Source organism: Asanoa hainanensis, assembly GCF_900188485.1.
In the GTDB taxonomy this organism is placed as follows: domain Bacteria; phylum Actinomycetota; class Actinomycetes; order Mycobacteriales; family Micromonosporaceae; genus Asanoa; species Asanoa hainanensis.
Map to the genome: position 1 here is coordinate 269,874 of NZ_FZPH01000005.1, position 17,733 is coordinate 287,606.

The following is a 17,733-nucleotide window of genomic DNA, read 5'->3' on the forward strand; positions in this document are numbered from 1 at the left end:
ATCAACCCCCGTCGTCCGCGTCGCGCACCTCGCGGATCGCGGCATGGATGTTCGGGTACGCCTGGCAGCGGCAGAGGTTGCCGCTCATGTGCTCGGCGATGTCCGCGTCGGTGGTGGCGTTGCCCTCCCGGAGCAGCGCGATCGCCGACATGATCTGCCCCGGCGTGCAGTAGCCGCACTGGAAGGCGTCGTGGTCGACGAACGCCTGCTGCATCGGGTGCAGCTCGCCGTCCTGGGCGATGCCCTCGATCGTGGAGACCTGGTGCCCTTCGCACGACATCGCCAGCGTCAGGCAGGACAGCACCCGGCGGCCGTCGACCCAGACCGTGCACGCGCCGCAGGTGCCCTGGTCGCAGCCCTTCTTGGTGCCAGTGAGGTCCAGGTGCTCGCGCAGGGCGTCGAGCAGGCTTACGCGTGGTTCCAGCTCGATCGGGTAGGTCGCACCGTTGACGTCCAGGGTGACCGGTTCGCGCTCCGGACCCCGCACACCCGTGTCCGCGGGCGCGGTCGAGTGGTTGATTGCCATCGCTCGCTCCTCGGCTCTCGCCAGAGCTTCAGCATCGCCAACCGGGCGAGCGACCTGCGGCCGATCAGGGAATCCGGCGTGTTATCCGGCCAGAAGCGTGTCGAGGGGCACGCTGGGGTCGGCGAGCCGGTCGAGGTCGACATCCTGGCCGGTGTAGCCGGCCCGCACGAGTTTCTGAATATCGTCCTGTACGTCCCATACGTTGACGTTCATCCCGGCGAGGACGTGCCCGTGCCGGGTCCAGAACGCCATGAACTCCGGCGCCTTGCCGTCCACGATGGACGGGTCGCCGCGGAACACCACCCGGTCGTAACCGCCGCGCGGGAACCAGCCGGCCAGCTCCATGCCCAGGTCGTACTGGTCGGTGAAGAAATAGGGGATCCGGTCGTACGCGACGTCCTGGCCGAGCATCGAGCGGGCCGCGGCCGGCCCGCTGTTGAGCGCGTTGGCCCAGTGCTCGACGCGCAGGTGCTGGTGCAGCAGCGGGTGGTAGGCCGACATGACGTCGCCGCAGGCGTAGACGTCGGGGTCGCTGCTGCGCAGGGCGGCGTCGGTCACCACGCCGTCGTCGACCCGCAGCCCGGCGGCCCGGGCCAGCTCGACGTTGGGCGTGATGCCGATCGCGATCAGGGCCGCCGACGCCGGCACCTCGACGTTGTCGTCGAGCACCGCGTGGGTGATCCGGTCGCCGATGCCGCCGAGCTCGCGCACCTGCGTCTCGAAGTGGAAGTCGACACCGTGCGCGCGGTGCAGGTCGCGGAAGATCTCACTGACCTCGTCGCCGAGCACCTGGCGCAGCGGCCCGCGGTCGGTCTCCACCACGGTCACGTCGCAGCCGTAGTGCCGCGCGGCCGCGGCGATCTCCAGCCCGATCCAGCCGGCGCCGATCACCACCAGCGGCCCACCGGAGCGCAGCGTCGCGCCGAGCGCCTCGGACTCCTCGATCGTGCGCAGGTAGTGGATCCGCGGGCCCTCGCCGCCGGGCAGGTCGAGCGTGCGCGGGGACGAGCCGGTGGCCAGCAGCAGCTTGTCGTAGGCCACCTGCTCGCCGTCGTCGAGCGTCACCCGGTGCGCGGCCGGGTCGACCGCCGTCACCCGGGTGCCCGGGCGCAGCTCGATCCGCTGGTCGGCGTACCACTTCTCGTCATGCTGGAAGGCTTTGCCCCGTTCTTCCTTGCCGAGCAGGTAGCCCTTGGACAGCGGCGGCCGCTCGTAGGGCAACTGGTCTTCCAGGCCGATCAGCACGATCCGCCCGTCGAAGCCCTCGGCCCGCAGCGTCTCGGCGGCCCGTGAGCCGGCCAGGGACGCGCCCACGATGACGAACACCCGCTCGCTCATGCGGACAGTCAACCAGAAACCACGTTGTGTCGTGTTTTACGCGGTGCGGTGTCTCCGCGATCGCTAGCGTCCGACGGATGACGCAGACCACGGAAGAGTTCGCCGACCGCCTGTTCCGCTCCGCGCTCGGCACGGCCGAGCTGCTGTCGGTCTACCTGGGCGACCGGCTCGGCTGGTACCGGGCGCTGGCCGAGGGCGGCCCGGCCGACGCGGCGGCGCTGGTGGAGCGGGCCGGGGGCGTCCAGCGCTACGCGCGCGAATGGCTGGAGCAGCAGGCCTCGTACGGCATCCTGACCGCCACCGGCGACGGCCTGTTCGCCCTGCCGCCCGGCGCCGCCGAGGTGCTCACCGACACTCGGAGCCTGAACTACCTCGCGCCGCTGGCCCGCACCCTCGCCGCGGCCGCGATCCAGCTCCCGGCGCTGGTCGGTGCCTACCGCGACGGCGGCGGGGTGGGTTGGGCGGCGTTCGGCACCGAGATGCGCGAGGCGCAGGCCGACGCCAACCGGCCCTGGTTCGAGCACGCGCTGCCGGCCGCGCTGGCCGGCGTCCCGGCGCTGGACGACGTGCTGCGCCGGCCGGGCGCGCGGATCGCCGACATCGGCTGCGGCGGCGGCTGGTCGTCGATCGCGCTGGCCCGCGCGTACCCGGAGGCCCGGGTCGACGGTTTCGACGTCGACGCGCCGTCGGTGGCGCTGGCCACCGCCAACGCCAAGGAGACGAAGCTGCGCGACCGGGTCACGTTCCACCAGGTCGACGCCGGTGGGCTGCCCGCCGACGGGGACTACGACGCGGCGTTCGCCTTCGAGTGCCTGCACGACCTGCCGCGCCCGGTCGAGGTGCTGGCGGCGATGCGCGGCGCGGTGCGGCCGGGCGCGCCCGTCGTGGTGATGGACGAGGCGGTGGGTGAGACGTTCCAGGCGCCGGGCGACGACGTCGAGCGGCTGATGTACGGCTTCAGCACGCTGGTCTGCCTGCCGGACAGCATGACCGACCCGGAGTCGGTCGCGACCGGCACGGTGATGCGTCCGTCGACGTTGCGGGGGTACGCCCGGGAAGCCGGCTTCGCCGACGTCGACGTGCTCCCGATCGAGGACTTCGGCTTCTTCCGCTTCTATCAGCTGCGGCACTAGGTATACCTAGGCGCCTCGTGCGGGGCGGGTAAGGAGGGTGCCGGCCGCAAGTTAGGGAATGGCTGCCGATGTCGGGGCGGGCCCGTCCGAACAGGATGGACACATCACCTCGACCTTGGGAGTCACGCGATGTACCAGCACCCCGAACTGATGCTCATCCTGGCGCACGACCACCAGCGCGAGCTGATCGCCGACGCCGACCGCAAGCGGCTGTTCAACCGCGTCCACCGCCGCCGGGCCACCCGCGTCCGGACCACCCGGTGACCGCGCCGATGCTCACCGGGTCAGCCGGTAGTGCCAGTCCACCGCGGCCGGGTCGGTCAGCGACGCGACCTGGTCGACGACCACCCGCAGCCGGGCCGGGTCGTCGGGGGCCGCCTTCCACGCCGCCGCGAACGCCGGGTCGAGCCCGTCCGGCGCACGGCCGGCCAGCACCGCCACGAGCTCCGTCACCACCGCGCGCTGCTGCTCGTAGCGGCCGTGCGCGCCCGGCCGGCGCATCACGTAGCGCAGCGCGATGCCCTTGAGCAGCGCGCACTGCGCCCGGATCCGCGCCGGCACGACCAGGTCGGCGGCATAGCGGCGCAGCGGGCCGGGGCCGTAGGCGGCACGCGTGCCCTCGACCGCGGCCGCGACGAACCGGCCGGTCACCACGCTGGTCAAGCCCTTGAGGGCGGCCTGGGCCCGCTGGCTCCCGTCGTGGTCGGCGACCGCGACCAGCGCCGGGTCGGCGAGCAGCTCGTCGAGCACCGGGGCGAGGGCGTCCGCCGGCTCCGTCGAGTAGGCCTCCGCCGCGGCCCGGCAGACCGCCGCCCGCTCGTCCGCGTCGTCGATCAGCCGGCGCACCCGCACATAGCCGCCGTGGATGCCGTCCTCCACGTCGTGCACCGAATAGGCGACGTCGTCGGCCCAGTCCATCACCTGGGCCTCCAGGCAACGCCGCTCCGGCTCGGGCGCCGCCGCGCGCAGCCAGTCGAAGACCGGGCGGTCGTCGGCGTACACGCCGAACTTGCGCTTGTCGGGTTTCCGCGGCCACGGATATTTGCAGGTCGCGTCCAGCGCCGCCCGGGTCAGGTTGAGGCCGGCGCCGAGCACCTTGGCCTCCAGCCGGGTCAGCACCCGCAGCGTCTGCGCGTTGCCCTCGAAGCCGCCGCACGTGCTGGTCAGCTCGTCGAGCGCGGCCTCGCCGTTGTGGCCGAACGGCGGATGACCGAGGTCGTGCGCCAGCCCGGCGACGTCGACCACGTCGGGGTCGCAGCCGAGCCGGGCGCCCATCTCGCGACCGATCTGGGCGACCTCGAGCGAGTGGGTGAGCCGGGTGCGCAGGAAGTCGTCGGTGCCGGCCATGTGCACCTGCGTCTTGGCCGCGAGCCGGCGGAACGCCGCCGAGTGCAACACCCGGGCGCGATCCCGCTCGTACGGGCCGCGCCCGGCGCCGGTGTCCTTGGCCGGCTCGGGCGCCCAGCGCTCAGCGTCGCCAGTGCTCGTCACATGGTCAAACTACTGCCTGGGTGTGAGCACGCAGAACTCGTTGCCTTCCGGATCCGCGAGCACGATCCACTTGTCACCGGCGGACTGGCCGACGTCGACGTGCCTGGCGCCCATGTCGACCAGGCGCTCGACCTCGGCCTCCTGGTCGTCCGGACGCAGGTCGATGTGCAGCCGGTTCTTGACCTCTTTGGTCTCCGGCACGGGCACGAACACCAGGCCGGGCAGCTCGTCGGGCAACCGCCGGATCTCCACCTCGTCGGGCTTCTCGTAGGTGATCTGGTAGTTGAGCGCTTCGGCCCACCACCGGGCGAGCCGGGCCGGGTCGCGCGCGTCGACAACCAGGTTCTCCCAGCGATTGCCCATGAGCTACCTCCGATGCGGACGCACGGACGGACGGAAACGAGAAGGTGTCCGCCAGGTTACGCCCACGATCGCCGGTGCGCCCGTTCGGTCGTCCTGAGCACCAGGCGAGGCACATGCCCATCTGCGTCCCTTTTGCAACCTCCGATCAGTCGAGAGTTGCTAGCCGATCGCCGAGGGTGAGACTGCTGCGGACGATCTTCGCCCGGGAGTAGTTTCGCGGAAGCACATCGTCATGGCCGGCAACGCCGGCCCCGACCCGTTTACCCGGGATTCTCGCGCGCCCTCTGGCCGGAGTGGACGCGAAAGGCTCCGCCCGGGTGGAGGAGCACGTGTGTCCGGCATAGACGACTGCCTCCGGCAGGCGATGACCATCCCTGGCGCCATCGGGGCGAGCGTGGTCGATTACACGACCGGTTTCGCGCTCGCGTGGGCGGGCAACGCGCCCACCGGCGACCCCGACGCGTCCGCCGCCGGCTCGTCCGACGTCATTCACGCGGCGATCAATCGCGCCCCGTTCGCGTCGACGCGCCCCAACGACCTGGTCGAAGACGTGGTCATCACCACGCACGGCGGCTACCACCTCCTACGCATGATCCGCACCGACTTCGACAGCCGGTTGCTGCTCTATGTGTGGCTGGATCGCCACGAAGGCAACCTGGCCGTCGCGCAACGACGGATCCGCATCCTCGCCGACGACCTCGTCGCGGCCTGAACCAACGGCACCCGTGACCAGTCACCTTCGTGCGGCCACCGTCGCCCGGGACATATCCCTTAAATCTGAATCTGTTCCTAGATCCGGAACGCCCGGACCAATCGAGTCGTCAGGAGGAGCATTGGCGAAGTCCGTACGGATCCCCCGCACGGGCTCGCCGCGGCGGGCCCTCACCCAGCTGGCCACGGCCGGCGCGACGGGCGCGCTGCACATCGGCACCGAGGACTGCATCTACCTGGCCAACGGCGCCGTCGTCTTCGCCGAGTCGGGCAGCTCCCCCAGCATCGGCGACCTGCTCACCGCGTCCGACCGGCTGGCGCCGCAGACCTGGCTGGCCGCGCTGGCCACCGGGGGTGCCGTCGGCAAGGCGGACGTGCGACCACCCGCCTGGCTCGTCCAGCAGGGTCACCTCACGCACGGCGAGCTCGAGCTGTGCGTGCTCGGCGCGATCTACGACGCCGCCTACTTCGCGCTCGGCTCGGCCAGCGCGCTGCTCCGCTTCGTCGACGGCGAGACGCACGGGATGGGCGCGGTGACCTCGGTCGACCCGGCCGTGCTGGCCCGCGAGGTGGCCCGGCGGCGCAAGCTGCTCGACGAGATCTACCACGAGCCGGGCGTCGACCACGGCGTCGTCGTGCCGGTCCGCCGGCCGCCCGTGCCGCGGGTCGTGCTGTCGGCCCTCCAGTGGGAGATCATCGGCCGCGCCGACGGCACGCTCAACCCGATCGGCCTGGCCAAGGAGCTCGGCCGGGCCGGCTACGCGGTGCTCACCGAGGTGCGCCGACTAGCCGCGGCGGGCCTGATCGCACTGCCGGCCGGCGCCATCCCGCTGGTGGTCCGGAACGCACCGGTCGCGCACCGGCCCGCCCCGCTGATCCCGTACACCGAGCAGGTCGAACGGTCCGACGTCGCGACCGGCCTCGCCCGCGTCGACCCGGCCGTCGCACTGAGCAAACCGGCCGTGGCCCTGGGCAGCTCCCCGGCGGCTCTGGGAAATCCCGCCGCCGCGTTGGGCAACCCCGGGGCCGCGCGCGGCAGCTCCGCGGGCGCGCGCGGCATCCACGGGGCCGATGTGGGCGACCCACCGCCCGCACTGGGCAACCCGGCCGCCGTGCTGAACAACCCGTCCGCCTCGTTGGGCGACCCGGGCATGCCCCGGCGACGCACCCCGGTCGCGCCGGACCGTTCCGAGGCGCGGAGCGCGGCGTTCGACGAGGCGGCCCGACCCATTCGTGCGGCAGTGCCGGCGCCGGCCCCGCCCGGCTCACTGCCCGCGTTGCCCCGGCGCGCGCCGGGTGAACGGCTCCCGGAGATGACCGAGGAGCTGCCCGATGTGGCACCGCCCGTCCCGGCCGACGAGGCGCTGCTCAAGCGCATCCGCACCGCGTTGAAGGCACTGCGGTGAGCCGCGGTCCACCGGGGCGCAGCCGGTTGCCGCCAACCCGACCAGAGGAGAGAGACCGCCAGTGGAGACCGATCGCGCCATCGCCGCCGCGCTCCGCGCGCTGCGCGAGGTCCCGGACGTGATCGGGTCGGTTCTGGCCGGCCCGGACGGGCTGCTCATCTCGAGCGACGTCGACCGGGTCGAGCCCGACACCATCGCCGCGATGGCCGCCGCGACCGTCGGCCTCAGCCGGCGGTTCGCCGAGACCGTCGGTCTCGGCCACCACCGCGAGACGGTCATCCAGGCCGACGGTGGCTGCCTGGTCAGCTACGCCGCGGGCACCGCGCTGCTGACGGTCGTCGCCATGCCCCAGGCCAACCTGGCCCTGGTGCACCGCACCTCCCGCATCGTGGCGCAACGACTCGGCGTGCTCGTCGAGGCGCTCGCCGCCCAACCCCCGGGGCGCGCCCCCGGTGGCAACCCGCCGGCGCCGCCGGCGCGTGAACCGCTGCCCCGCCGCACCACCCGCCCCACCGGATCGGGCCGACCCAGCGCTGCCCGGTCCTGACACATCGGCCCCGACCGTCGTTCGGCTTCGACGGTCAAGGCCGCAGGCCCGAACACAACGGAGGACAGGCTCATGAGTGACATGGACACCGCACTGAAAGAGTGCATGACGATCGAAGGCGCGATCGGTGTCGCGCTCGTCGACTACACCAGCGGCATGTCGCTGGGCGTGGTCGGCGGAGGCAAGGACCTCGACCTGACAGTCGCCGCCGCCGGCAACACCGACGTGGTGCGGGCGAAGCTGCGCACGCTCGAGATGCTCGGGCTCAAGGAGCAGATCGAGGACATCCTGATCACCCTCGACTCGCAGTACCACCTGATCCGGCTGCTCACCGGCCGGGCCGGGAAGGGCCTGTTCCTCTACATCGCGCTGCAGCGGAGCCGGGCGAACCTCGCGATGGCCCGCCACCAGCTGCGCAAGATCGAGTCGGAGATGGAGCTCTAACAGCGCTGGGGCCCCGGCTTCGCCGGGGCCCCTCCGCGCTCAGCGGCTGTCGGAGCCCTGCGACTCGCAGGCCGCGCGGCCGGCTTCGAGGCGCGCGATCGGCACCCGGAACGGCGAGCAGGACACGTAGTCCAGCCCGACGTCGTGGAAGAAGTGCACGGAGTCCGGGTCGCCGCCGTGCTCGCCGCACACGCCCAGCTTGAGGTCAGGGCGGGCGCGGCGGCCCTCGTCGACCGCGATCCGCACGAGCCGCCCGACGCCGTCGCGGTCGATCGACTCGAACGGCGAGATCCCGAAGATGCCCAGTTCCAGGTAACGCCAGAAGAACGCGCCCTCGACGTCGTCGCGGCTGAAGCCCCACGACATCTGGGTGAGGTCGTTGGTGCCGAACGAGAAGAACTGTGCGGCCTCGGCGATCTGGCCGGCGGTCAACGCTGCCCGCGGCACCTCGATCATCGTGCCGATCAGCACCTCGACGCCGCTGTCCGCGACCACCTCGGCGATGATCCGCTCGGCCTCCGTGCGTACCGTCTCCAGCTCCTGCACGGCACCGACGAGCGGCACCATGATCTCGGGTTTGGGTGTGCCGCCGTCCCGGGCGCGCTGCACGGCGGCCTCGACGATGGCCCGCACCTGCATCGCGAACAGGCCCGGGATGACCAGGCCGAGCCGGACACCGCGCAGGCCCAGCATCGGGTTCTGCTCGTGCATCCGGCGGACCGCGGCGAGCAGCTTCTCGTCGCGGCCGGCGTCCTCGCCGCGCTCGTGCGCGACCGCGACGTGCACGGCGAGCTCCTCCAGCGACGGCAGGAACTCGTGCAACGGCGGGTCGATGAGCCGGATGGTCACCGGCAGCCCGTCCATCTCGCGGAAGATCTCTTCGAAGTCGGCGCGCTGCAACGGAAGCAGCTCGGCCAGCGCGGCGTCGCGCTCGTCCGGCGTGGCCGCCAGGATCAGCCGCTCGACCAGCTCGCGCCGGTCGCCGAGGAACATGTGCTCGGTGCGGCACAGGCCGATGCCCTGCGCGCCGAACCGCCGGGCCCGCGCCGAGTCGACGCCGGTGTCGCTGTTGGCCCGCACCGCGAGCCGGCGCCGCTCGTCGGCGTGCGACATGACCCGGTGCACGGCCCTGACCAGCGCGTCGTCGGTCTGCCCGGGATCGAGCGTGCCCTCGAAGTAGCGGACGACCTCCGACGGCTGCACCGGCACCTCGCCGAGGTAGATCTTGCCGGTGGTGCCGTCGATGGAGATCACGTCGCCTTCCGCGACGGTCCGACCGTCCACCGTGAACTTCTTGCCGCGCACGTCCACGTCGAGCGTGTCCGCGCCGCAGACGCACGTCTTGCCCATCCCCCGGGCGACCACCGCCGCGTGGCTGGTCTTGCCGCCCCGGGAGGTCAGGATGCCCTGTGCGGCGATCATGCCGGGCAGGTCGTCGGGGTTGGTCTCCCGGCGCACCAGGATCACGTCGTCGCCGGCGGCCGCCTTCTCCTTGGCCGTGACCGCGTCGAACACCACCCGGCCGACCGCCGCGCCCGGTGAGGCGCCGACGCCCTTGGCCAGCTGGCCGGGCTCGGCCGACAGGTCGAAGCGCGGGAACATCAACTGGCCGAGCTGCGCGCCGGTCACCCGGTGCAGCGCCTCGTCGAGGTCGATCACGCCCTCGTCGACGAGCTGGCCGGCGATGATGAACGCGGCCGCCGCGGTGCGCTTGCCGACCCGGGTCTGCAGCATCCAGAGCTTGCCGCGCTCGATGGTGAACTCGATGTCGCAGAGGTCCTTGTAGTGCTCCTCCAGCGTGGCCATGATCCGCATCAGGTCGTCGTACGACGCCCGGTCCATCCGCTCGAGCTCCTGCAACGGCACCGTGTTGCGGATGCCGGCGACCACGTCCTCGCCCTGCGCGTTGGCCAGGTAGTCGCCGTAGACGCCCTGCGCGCCGGAGGCCGGGTCGCGGGTGAACGCGACACCGGTGCCGGAGTCGGAGCCGAGGTTGCCGAACACCATCGCCACCACGTTGACGGCGGTGCCCAGGTCGGCCGGGATCCGCTCCTGACGGCGGTAGAGCACCGCGCGGTCGGCGTTCCACGACTCGAACACCGCGCGGATGGCGAGGTCGAGCTGCTCCTTGGGGTCCTGCGGGAACTCACGGCCGGTGTGCTTGGCGAAGATCGCCTTGAACCGGTCGACCAGGTCGCGCAGGTCACCGGCGTCCAGGTCGAGGTCGTCGTCGCTGCCCTTGGCCCGCTTGGCGGCCTCGATGGCGTGCTCGAACTCGTCGCCCGGCACGTCACAGACGGTCTTGCCGAACATCTGGATCAGCCGGCGGTACGAGTCCCAGGCGAACCGGTCGTTGCCGCCGGCCTGCCGCGACAGCCCGTCGACCGACGCGTCGTTCAGCCCGACGTTGAGCACCGTCTCCATCATGCCGGGCATCGAGAACGCGGCGCCGGAGCGCACCGAGACCAGCAACGGGTCGCCGCGCTCCCCCAGCTTGCGACCCATCGACGCCTCCAGCGCGTCGAGATGGGTCGCGATCTCCTCGGCGAGCCCCGCCGGCTGGTGGCCGGAGTCGAGGTAAGCCCGGCAGGCCTCCGTGGTGATCGTGAAGCCGGGTGGCACCGGCAGCCCGATGTTGGTCATCTCCGCCAGGTTCGCGCCCTTGCCGCCGAGCAGGTCGCGGAGATCCTTGTTCCCTTCCGAGAAGCCATAGACGAACTTTGTCACCGGAGCCCTCCCAGGCGCTCAACACTGAACGACCATTTAGTAACCCATTCCCACCGTGGGCGCAGGTTAAGCGAGGTAACAGGCCGGTTGGGAGCCCTCGGTGACTATTGGCACAACGCTACGCACATGGGCGGTGTTGGGAGCGTTCTTCCGCGCAATACCGCGCACGGCATGGCCGTCTCGTCTGCTAACTCTTCGCAGATTGCCACAAGCCGATGAGGTTGCCCTCGGTGTCCGAGAAGTAGCCCGTGAACCCCATGTCGCCGACGGCCTGCCGGCCCATCTTGGTCGACCCACCGTGCTGTTCGACCGTGGCGAGCGCCTCGTCGATGTCGTCCACGTCGATCGTGACGACCGGAGACGTGAACATGCCGCTGCGCTTCATCATCCCGCCGTTGATCGCGCCGGGATCCGTCGGCCGGCCGTCCTTGCCGCTCGGCGTGGTGTTCAGCATGGCGTACGACATCTCAGGCATGTCCTGGATGTTCCATCCGAACGACTCCGCGTAGAAGCGCTCGGCCCGCTCGACGTTGTCCGCCGGAATCTCGAAATGGGTGACTCTGCCGCTCTTCATCGCGCGACCTCCCTTACAGGTCGGTCGGCGCGGTCTCCTCCCCCGCCTTCGAGCCTACGACCCGCCGAGCAGTTCCCGGACCCGGTCGGCGCCGGTGGCCAGCAGCAGCGTGGGCAGCCGGGGGCCGGTCTCCTTGCCGATCAACAGGCGGTAGAGGAGGGCGAAGAACGAGCGCTGCGCGACCTTGAGCTCCGGGGTGGGCTTCACGTCCGCGGGCAGGCCGAGCATTTGCTTGGGTACGCCGTAGACGAGCGTGGTGAGGCCGTCCAGCGACCAGTGGTCCTGGAGCCCTGCGCGGAGCATGGCCAGTGACCGGCGCTGGTCGTCGTCGAGGCCGTCGAGCAGCACCGCGTCGGGCTCCTCGCGGACCCGGGTGCGCTCGTCCGGGGTGAGCTGGGTGCGCACCCAGTTGCTGGCGCAGTCGAGCCGGGGCCGGGTCTCGTCGAGGTCCTTGACCGGGTCGGCCGGGTCCAGGTCGCGCAGGATCCGCAGCGTCTGGTCGTCGTTGCCGGTCGTGATGTCGACGATGGAGGCGAGGGTGCGGTAGGGCACGGGTCGCGGCGTCAACGGAAGCGGTCCGGCGGCGGTGGCGGCGCTGCGCCCGTAGGCCGCGAGGTCACCGGTGGAGGCCGTGCCGTTCTCGACGCGGGTGGTGAGGCCGTCCCACTCGTCGTAGAGCCGCTGCACCTCCTGGTCGAACGCGATGTCGAAGGACTGGTTCGGGCGCCGGCGCGCGTACAGCCACCGCAGGAGCGGCGGCTCCATGATCTCCAGAGCGTCGGCCGCGGTCGGCACCCCGCCCCGGGAGCTGCTCATCTTGGCCATGCCCTTGATGCCGACGAAGGCGTACATCGGACCGATCGGGGGCTCGGCGTCGAAGATCTCCCGCACGAGCTGGCTGCCGACCACGAAGCTGGAGCCGGGCGAGCTGTGGTCGACGCCGCTGGGTTCGAAGACCACGCCCTCGTACGCCCAGCGCATGGGCCAGTCGACCTTCCAGACCAGCTTGCCGTAGTTGAACTCACTCAGCAGCACGGTCTCGCTGTGCCCGCAGGCGCAGGTGTACGTCAACGCGGTGGTCGCGTCGTCGTACGCGGTGACGGTCGTGGTGTCCTTGCCGCAGTCCTGGCAGTAGGGCTTGTAGGGGTAGTAGCCGGAGGCGGTGCCGCCGTCGTCCTCACTGGCCGCACCGGACCCTTCGGCCGCCGCCACCTCGTCGGGGTTGGTGAGCGCCTTGCCGGCCTTCTTCTTGGTGCGGTAGCGCCCGAGCACCTCGTCGATCTTCGCCCGCTGGCTCATCGCGTGCAGAATCTGCCCACGATAGGCCCCGGACGTGTACATAGCCGTCTGGCTGATCGCGGTGACCTCGATGCCGAGCTTGCCCATGGCCTCGACCAACGGCGCCTTGAAGTGCTCGGCCCAGTTGGGGTAGTCACTGCCCGCGGGAGCCGGGACGGCGGTCAACGGCTTGCCGATGTGCTCGGCCCAGGAGGGATCGATGCCGCCGGGCACCTTGCGGAACCGGTCGAAGTCGTCCCACGACAGGATGTGCCGCACCTCGCGCCCACGCCGCTTGATCTCGTCGGCGACCAGGTGGGGCGTCATCAGCTCACGCTGGTTGCCGAGGTGCACGGGCCCGGAGGGGCTGAGCCCACTGGCACAGACAATGGGCTTACCGGGGGCCCGCTTGTCGGCCTCGACGATCACCTCGTCGGCGAACCGCGCCACCCAGTCAGCATCAATAGCCTGCGCCACAGTGATTACCCCTCCTCGAGTACCGAACGAAATTACCGCACGGCACGCGGCGCCCAGCCCGAGAGGTATTGGCACGACGCCTTTCGACAACGGGGCCACGATCATGGATCGCTGGTCGGTATAACGCTCATGACATATGATGTGAACGTTATGGCGGAGGCATCCGGTGACCTGGACCGTCGTTGTCGTCGACCCGGCACTGTCGTGGCTGCACGAGCTGCGGCAGACCGATCGCCGCACGTTGGTGCTGATCAGCGCGGCGATCGACGCCCTGGCAGAGGAGGGGCCGGCACTGGGTCGGCCGTTGGTCGACACGGTCAAGGGGTCGCGGATCGCCAACCTCAAGGAGCTGCGACCGGGATCCGCCGGACGCACCGAGGTGCGGCATACGACGAGCACCTCGAACGACTGCGCGCGAAGGGCGGTGAACGGTGATGGACCATCTCGATGACCCGCAGGCGGTTTCCTGGACCGATCTCAAGCAGGAGCTCCGGCTCACCGATGACGAACGCCGGCAGGTTGTCGCCGCGAAGGACGAGTTCATCGCGCAGGCGCGGGCCTATCGGCTCGCGGAGATCCGGCGCCGCCAGCACGCCACCCAGACCGACATCGCCAAGGCGATGGGCGTGACCCAGGCCCGCGTCTCCCGGATCGAGAAGGGCGAGCTGACCCGCAGCGAGGTCGACACGCTCGCGGCGTACGTGCGGGCCTTGGGCGGGCGGCTGAAGATCGTCGCCGAGTTCGGCGACGAGTCGTACGTGTTGGGCTAGCCGCCCGAGTTTTCCATTTCGGCGCCCTCGGGGACCGTGTCCGTGTCGCGGCTCGCTAGCCAGCCGTCGGGGAGGTGGACCTTGCCCGGGGCGTTGGTGCGGCCGCGGGGCTGGCCCAGGGTGTCCAGGGGGAACGGCTCGTTGGCGTCGAGCTTGCCCAGCAGGTCGTCGAGTTCGGCCAGGGTCGAGACCATGGCCAGGCCGCGGCGCAGTTCGGCGCCCACCGGGAAGCCCTTGAGGTACCAGGCGACGTGTTTGCGGATGTCGACGCAGGCGTCGCGCTCGCTGCCGAAGGTCTCGCTCAGCAGTTCGGCGTGCCGCCGCAGGACCCCGGCCACCTCGCCCAGCGTCGGCAGCTTGCGGGTCGGGCGGCCGGCGAACGCGGCCTCCAGGTCGGCGAACAGCCACGGGCGGCCCAGGCAGCCCCGGCCCACCACCACGCCGTCAGCGCCTGTTTCGGCGACCATCCGGAGGGCGTCCTCGGCCTCCCAGATGTCGCCGTTGCCGAGTACGGGCACGTCGAGCGCCCGCTTCAGGGTGGCGATCGCCTCCCAGTCGGCGGTGCCCGAGTAGCGCTGGGCGGCCGTGCGCGCGTGCAGGGCCACCGCCGCCACTCCGGCGTCCTGGGCGGCCAGGCCGGCTTCCACGTACGTCAGGTGGTCGTCGTCGATGCCCTTGCGCATCTTGACCGTGACCGGGACGGCACCCTCGGCGGCGTCGACGGCCGCGCGGACCAGGCGGGCGAACAGGCGCCGGCGCCACGGCAGGGCAGCGCCGCCGCCCTTGCGGGTGACCTTGGGGACCGGGCAGCCGAAGTTGAGGTCCACGTGGTCGGCGAGGTCCTCGTTGACGATCATCCGCACCGCAGCGGCGGTCACGTCCGGGTCGACGCCGTAGAGCTGGAGGCTGCGCGGCCGCTCGTCACCGGCGAAGGCGATCATCTTGAAGGTCTTGGGGTTGCGCTCGAGCAGGGCGCGCGTGGTGATCATTTCGCAGACGTAGAGGCCGCCGCCCTGCTCGCGGCAGAGCTGGCGGAACGCCACGTTGGTGATCCCGGCCATGGGCGCCAGGACCACCGGCGGGTCGACCTTGTGCGGTCCCAGCAGCAACGGAGTCACGCATCGAGCGTACGTTGTCGTACCCGTGCGGCATCCTGCCCGTATGGCCGTCCGCCTGACCGATGCCGAGGTCCGCGCCCACCGCGTGGCGACGCACCTCGGCGGCACCGGCGTCCTCGACACGGGCGTCCAGGACACGCCACCGGGCGGGGCGGCCCACCTGGCCCTGGCCGCCCGCGGGCACGCGACCCGCGGTGAGCTGGTCCGCCGGTTCCTGCGCTACGCCGGCCCGACCGACCGCGACGGGCTGGCCGCCTGGCTGGCCCTCTCCCCCGCCGCGGCCCGGCGCTGGTGGGAGCTGGCCGACGTGGTGCCGGTCGAGGTCGACGGCCGCCGGCTGTTCCTGCACCCGGACGATCTCGACGCGGCCCGCGCCGCACCGGCCGCGCGGGGTGTCAGCCTGTTGCCGCCGTACGACCCGGTGCTCGAACTCGGCGACCGCGCGCTGCTGGTCCCGGACCCGGCCCGCCGCAAGCAGGTCTGGCGGGCGACCGCCAACCCGGGTGTGGTGCTCGCCGCCGGCGCTGTGGCCGGCACGTGGCGGCGGCGCAAGGGCACGATCACGGTGACGCCGTTCGGGCGGGCGCCGGATCGACGCGCGCTCGCGGCGGCCGCCGGTGAGGAGGTGGTCGTGGCAGAGTCATAGGCGTGACCGACCACGTGCATGACGCCTCCTGCGCCGTCGCCCACGGCGACGCGCCGGCACCCCGCGACGAGCCCAAGACGCTGGTCGCCATCTTCGCCTCGCCGATGTCCGCGCACCTGCTGCGCTACGCGCAGGACCTCGGCTACCGCACCGTGCTGGTCGAGCCGGACGTGACGAAGGCCGACGGCGCCGTGTCCACGCTGGACGCCGCCGGGCTCGACGCCAACACCGACGTGGTGGTCTGCGACCACCATCGCGAGGAGCTGGGCACGCTGCTGCGCTACGCGCTGGCGGGCAAGACCCGCTGGATCGGCCTGATGGGCAACCCCCACCACGAGGGCCCGCACGTCAAGGCCCTCCGCGACCTCGGCGTGGCCGACGACGAGATCGCCCGGGTCCACCGCCCGATCGGCCTCAACATCGGCTCCCGCACCCCGGCCGAGATCGCGATCGCCACCCTGGCGGGCCTGATCGCGGACCGCAACACCCGCCCGGGCGGCTTCGACTTCTAACGGTCTACTTTCGTGGGCCGGTCAGCCGGTGATCACCGGCCAGGCGTACGCGAGCACCGCACAGGCCGCGCCCAGCAGGGGCAGGGAGAGTCCCCGTGGCCGCACGGGCAGGGCGCCCACCGCGATGAGGATGACCGCGAGTACATAGAGGACTGCTTGGACCGACATGGCGCTCTCCCTGTTGGTGGACCGAACGGCCGCCCTTTGTACCCCCGAAGGGGAACCAGAGAAACCTTCCACGGTCCACCGTGGATTTGCGCCGGCCAGGACGTGGGCCTACAGGCGGTCCAGCAGGTAGCGCTCGATCGCTTCCAGGGACACCCGCTCCTGCGTCATCGTGTCGCGGTCCCGGATCGTCACCGCGTCGTCCGTGAGCGTGTCGAAGTCGACCGTCACGCAGTACGGCGTGCCGATCTCGTCCTGGCGGCGGTAGCGGCGGCCGATCGCCTGGGAGTCGTCGAACTCGACCACCCAGCGCTTGCGCAGTCGGGCCGCGAGGTCCTTGGCCTTCGGTGACAGCTCCGGGTTGCGCGACAGCGGCAGCACCGCGACCTTGACCGGGGCCAAGCGCTTGTCGAAGCGCAGCACCGTGCGCTTGTCGACGCCGCCCTTCGTGTTCGGTGCCTCGTCCTCGTCGTACGCCTCCAGCAGGAACGCCAGCACCGCGCGGGTGAGGCCGGCGGCCGGCTCGATCACGTACGGGACCCAGCGTTCCTTCTTGTCGGGGTCGAAGTAGGACAGGTCGACGCCCGAGTGCTTGGAGTGGGTGGTCAGGTCGAAGTCGGTGCGGTTGGCGATGCCCTCGAGCTCGGCGAACTCCGTGCCGCCGAAGCGGAAGCGGTACTCGATGTCGACCGTGCGCTTCGAGTAGTGCGAGAGCTTCTCTTTCGGGTGCTCGTAGAAGCGCATGTTGGCCTCGGACAGGCCCAGGTCGCGGTACCAGTTCCAGCGCTCCTGCAGCCAGTACTCGTGCCACTTCTCGTCGGAGCCGGGCTCGACGAAGAACTCCATCTCCATCTGCTCGAACTCGCGCGTACGGAAGATGAAGTTGCCCGGTGTGATCTCGTTGCGGAACGACTTGCCGACCTGGGCGACACCGAACGGCGGCTTCTTGCGGGCCGCGGTCGCGACGTTGTTGTAGTTGACGAAGATGCCCTGGGCGGTCTCGGGCCGCAGGTAGTGCATGCCCTCCTCGTTTTCCACCGGGCCGAGGTAGGTCTTCATCAGGCCGTTGAACATGCGCGGCTCGGTGAACGCGCCCTTGACGCCGCAGTTCGGGCAGTTGATCTCCGACAGGCCGGTCGGCGGGCGGTCGTGCTTGGCCTCGAACGCCTCTTCGAGGTGGTCGGCGCGGAACCGCTTGTGGCACGACTGGCACTCGGTCAGCGGGTCGACGAACTCACCGATGTGGCCGGACGCCGTCCACACCTCGCGGGCCAGGACCACCGCGGAGTCGAGGCCGACGATGTCGTCGCGCTCCTGCACCATGGTCTTCCACCACTGCCGGCGGACGTTCTCCTTGAGCTCCACGCCGAGCGGACCGTAGTCCCAGGCCGACCGGGTGCCCCCGTAGATCTCGCTGGACGGGAAGACGAAGCCCCGGCGCTTGGCAAGGCTGACGATGGCGTCGATGCGATCGGCTGGCACGGTTCCTCCTACGCCGGCTGGCGGT

Annotated in this window: 20 protein-coding genes; 10 read left to right on the forward strand and 10 right to left on the reverse strand. The window is 71.2% G+C overall.

Translation table 11 applies throughout. The features are described 5' to 3' along the window. Position 1: 1 nt before the first annotated feature. Together CHC05_RS15195 and CHC05_RS15200 are read right to left on the reverse strand one after the other, a co-directional pair. Complete coding sequence (locus CHC05_RS15195; RefSeq protein WP_089249142.1) at positions 2–526, reverse strand: (2Fe-2S)-binding protein; 525 nt, start codon at positions 524–526, stop codon at positions 2–4. An 81-nt stretch (positions 527–607) separates the two neighbouring features. Next, the gene (locus tag CHC05_RS15200; RefSeq protein ID WP_089249144.1) at positions 608–1,864 is read right to left on the reverse strand and encodes an NAD(P)/FAD-dependent oxidoreductase; all 1,257 of its coding nucleotides are present in this window, start codon (positions 1,862–1,864) and stop codon (positions 608–610) included. 77 nt (positions 1,865–1,941) lie between these two features. Here CHC05_RS15200 and CHC05_RS15205 point away from each other — a divergent pair, with 77 nt between their 5' ends. Both CHC05_RS15205 and CHC05_RS43030 read left to right on the forward strand, forming a co-directional pair. Next, positions 1,942–2,997, forward strand: coding sequence for a class I SAM-dependent methyltransferase (locus tag CHC05_RS15205; RefSeq protein ID WP_089249146.1), 1,056 nt, complete (start codon positions 1,942–1,944; stop codon positions 2,995–2,997). A gap of 129 nt (positions 2,998–3,126) precedes the next feature. Beyond that, the gene (locus CHC05_RS43030) at positions 3,127–3,261 is read left to right on the forward strand and encodes a hypothetical protein (protein ID WP_281257673.1); all 135 of its coding nucleotides are present in this window, start codon (positions 3,127–3,129) and stop codon (positions 3,259–3,261) included. 12 nt (positions 3,262–3,273) lie between these two features. On the opposite strand, the gene CHC05_RS15210 is transcribed toward CHC05_RS43030, so the two are convergent. After that, the gene (locus CHC05_RS15210; protein WP_089249148.1) at positions 3,274–4,488 is read right to left on the reverse strand and encodes a deoxyguanosinetriphosphate triphosphohydrolase; all 1,215 of its coding nucleotides are present in this window, start codon (positions 4,486–4,488) and stop codon (positions 3,274–3,276) included. A 9-nt stretch (positions 4,489–4,497) separates the two neighbouring features. Beyond that, the gene (locus tag CHC05_RS15215; protein ID WP_089249150.1) at positions 4,498–4,851 is read right to left on the reverse strand and encodes a VOC family protein; all 354 of its coding nucleotides are present in this window, start codon (positions 4,849–4,851) and stop codon (positions 4,498–4,500) included. A gap of 331 nt (positions 4,852–5,182) precedes the next feature. Between CHC05_RS15215 and CHC05_RS15220 the strand changes: the two genes are divergently transcribed. From CHC05_RS15220 to CHC05_RS15235, 4 genes are all read left to right on the forward strand, one after another. Beyond that, complete coding sequence (locus CHC05_RS15220; RefSeq protein WP_089249152.1) at positions 5,183–5,563, forward strand: hypothetical protein; 381 nt, start codon at positions 5,183–5,185, stop codon at positions 5,561–5,563. A 121-nt stretch (positions 5,564–5,684) separates the two neighbouring features. Beyond that, on the forward strand, positions 5,685–6,968 hold the full coding sequence (locus tag CHC05_RS15225) for a hypothetical protein (RefSeq protein ID WP_089249154.1): 1,284 nt from the start codon (positions 5,685–5,687) through the stop codon (positions 6,966–6,968). Between the two features lie 61 nt (positions 6,969–7,029). Beyond that, the gene (locus CHC05_RS15230; RefSeq protein WP_089249156.1) at positions 7,030–7,515 is read left to right on the forward strand and encodes a roadblock/LC7 domain-containing protein; all 486 of its coding nucleotides are present in this window, start codon (positions 7,030–7,032) and stop codon (positions 7,513–7,515) included. Positions 7,516–7,587: 72 nt separating this feature from the next. Then, the gene (locus CHC05_RS15235; RefSeq protein WP_089249158.1) at positions 7,588–7,959 is read left to right on the forward strand and encodes a hypothetical protein; all 372 of its coding nucleotides are present in this window, start codon (positions 7,588–7,590) and stop codon (positions 7,957–7,959) included. Between the two features lie 39 nt (positions 7,960–7,998). Here CHC05_RS15235 and ppdK read toward each other — a convergent pair whose 3' ends face one another. The 3 genes from ppdK to lysS all read right to left on the reverse strand — a co-directional run bounded on the left by ppdK (position 7,999) and on the right by lysS (position 12,988). Beyond that, positions 7,999–10,686: a pyruvate, phosphate dikinase gene (gene ppdK, locus CHC05_RS15240; protein ID WP_089249160.1), complete on the reverse strand. Its 2,688-nt coding sequence runs from the start codon at positions 10,684–10,686 to the stop codon at positions 7,999–8,001. 187 nt (positions 10,687–10,873) lie between these two features. Then, positions 10,874–11,260: a VOC family protein gene (locus CHC05_RS15245; protein ID WP_089249162.1), complete on the reverse strand. Its 387-nt coding sequence runs from the start codon at positions 11,258–11,260 to the stop codon at positions 10,874–10,876. 54 nt (positions 11,261–11,314) lie between these two features. Beyond that, positions 11,315–12,988, reverse strand: a complete 1,674-nt coding sequence (gene lysS / locus CHC05_RS15250; RefSeq protein ID WP_245870859.1) for a lysine--tRNA ligase — start codon at positions 12,986–12,988, stop codon at positions 11,315–11,317. Between the two features lie 226 nt (positions 12,989–13,214). On the opposite strand from lysS, the gene CHC05_RS15255 reads away from it, so the two are divergent. Together CHC05_RS15255 and CHC05_RS15260 are read left to right on the forward strand one after the other, a co-directional pair. Then, positions 13,215–13,466, forward strand: coding sequence for a type II toxin-antitoxin system RelE/ParE family toxin (locus CHC05_RS15255; RefSeq protein WP_342745646.1), 252 nt, complete (start codon positions 13,215–13,217; stop codon positions 13,464–13,466). Next, positions 13,450–13,785, forward strand: coding sequence for an XRE family transcriptional regulator (locus tag CHC05_RS15260; protein ID WP_089249169.1), 336 nt, complete (start codon positions 13,450–13,452; stop codon positions 13,783–13,785). The genes CHC05_RS15255 and CHC05_RS15260 overlap by 17 nt, the downstream gene beginning before the upstream one ends. On the opposite strand, the gene dusB is transcribed toward CHC05_RS15260, so the two are convergent. Further along, entirely contained in the window at positions 13,782–14,948 is a 1,167-nt protein-coding gene (gene dusB / locus CHC05_RS15265) for a tRNA dihydrouridine synthase DusB (RefSeq protein WP_425426767.1), read from the reverse strand. The genes CHC05_RS15260 and dusB overlap by 4 nt on opposite strands. Between dusB and CHC05_RS15270 the strand changes: the two genes are divergently transcribed. Further along, positions 14,947–15,549, forward strand: coding sequence for a DNA glycosylase AlkZ-like family protein (locus CHC05_RS15270; RefSeq protein ID WP_179266196.1), 603 nt, complete (start codon positions 14,947–14,949; stop codon positions 15,547–15,549). The two genes, dusB and CHC05_RS15270, sit on opposite strands and share 2 nt — an antisense overlap. Before the next feature lie 2 nt (positions 15,550–15,551). After that, positions 15,552–16,061, forward strand: a complete 510-nt coding sequence (locus CHC05_RS15275) for an XdhC family protein (protein ID WP_245870860.1) — start codon at positions 15,552–15,554, stop codon at positions 16,059–16,061. Positions 16,062–16,082: 21 nt separating this feature from the next. Here the strand turns inward: CHC05_RS15275 and CHC05_RS41460 are convergent, their stop codons facing one another. Together CHC05_RS41460 and CHC05_RS15280 are read right to left on the reverse strand one after the other, a co-directional pair. Continuing rightward, the gene (locus CHC05_RS41460; RefSeq protein WP_179266197.1) at positions 16,083–16,229 is read right to left on the reverse strand and encodes a hypothetical protein; all 147 of its coding nucleotides are present in this window, start codon (positions 16,227–16,229) and stop codon (positions 16,083–16,085) included. Positions 16,230–16,337: 108 nt separating this feature from the next. Beyond that, positions 16,338–17,708, reverse strand: coding sequence for a glycine--tRNA ligase (locus tag CHC05_RS15280; protein WP_089249175.1), 1,371 nt, complete (start codon positions 17,706–17,708; stop codon positions 16,338–16,340). Positions 17,709–17,733: the final 25 nt, after the last annotated feature.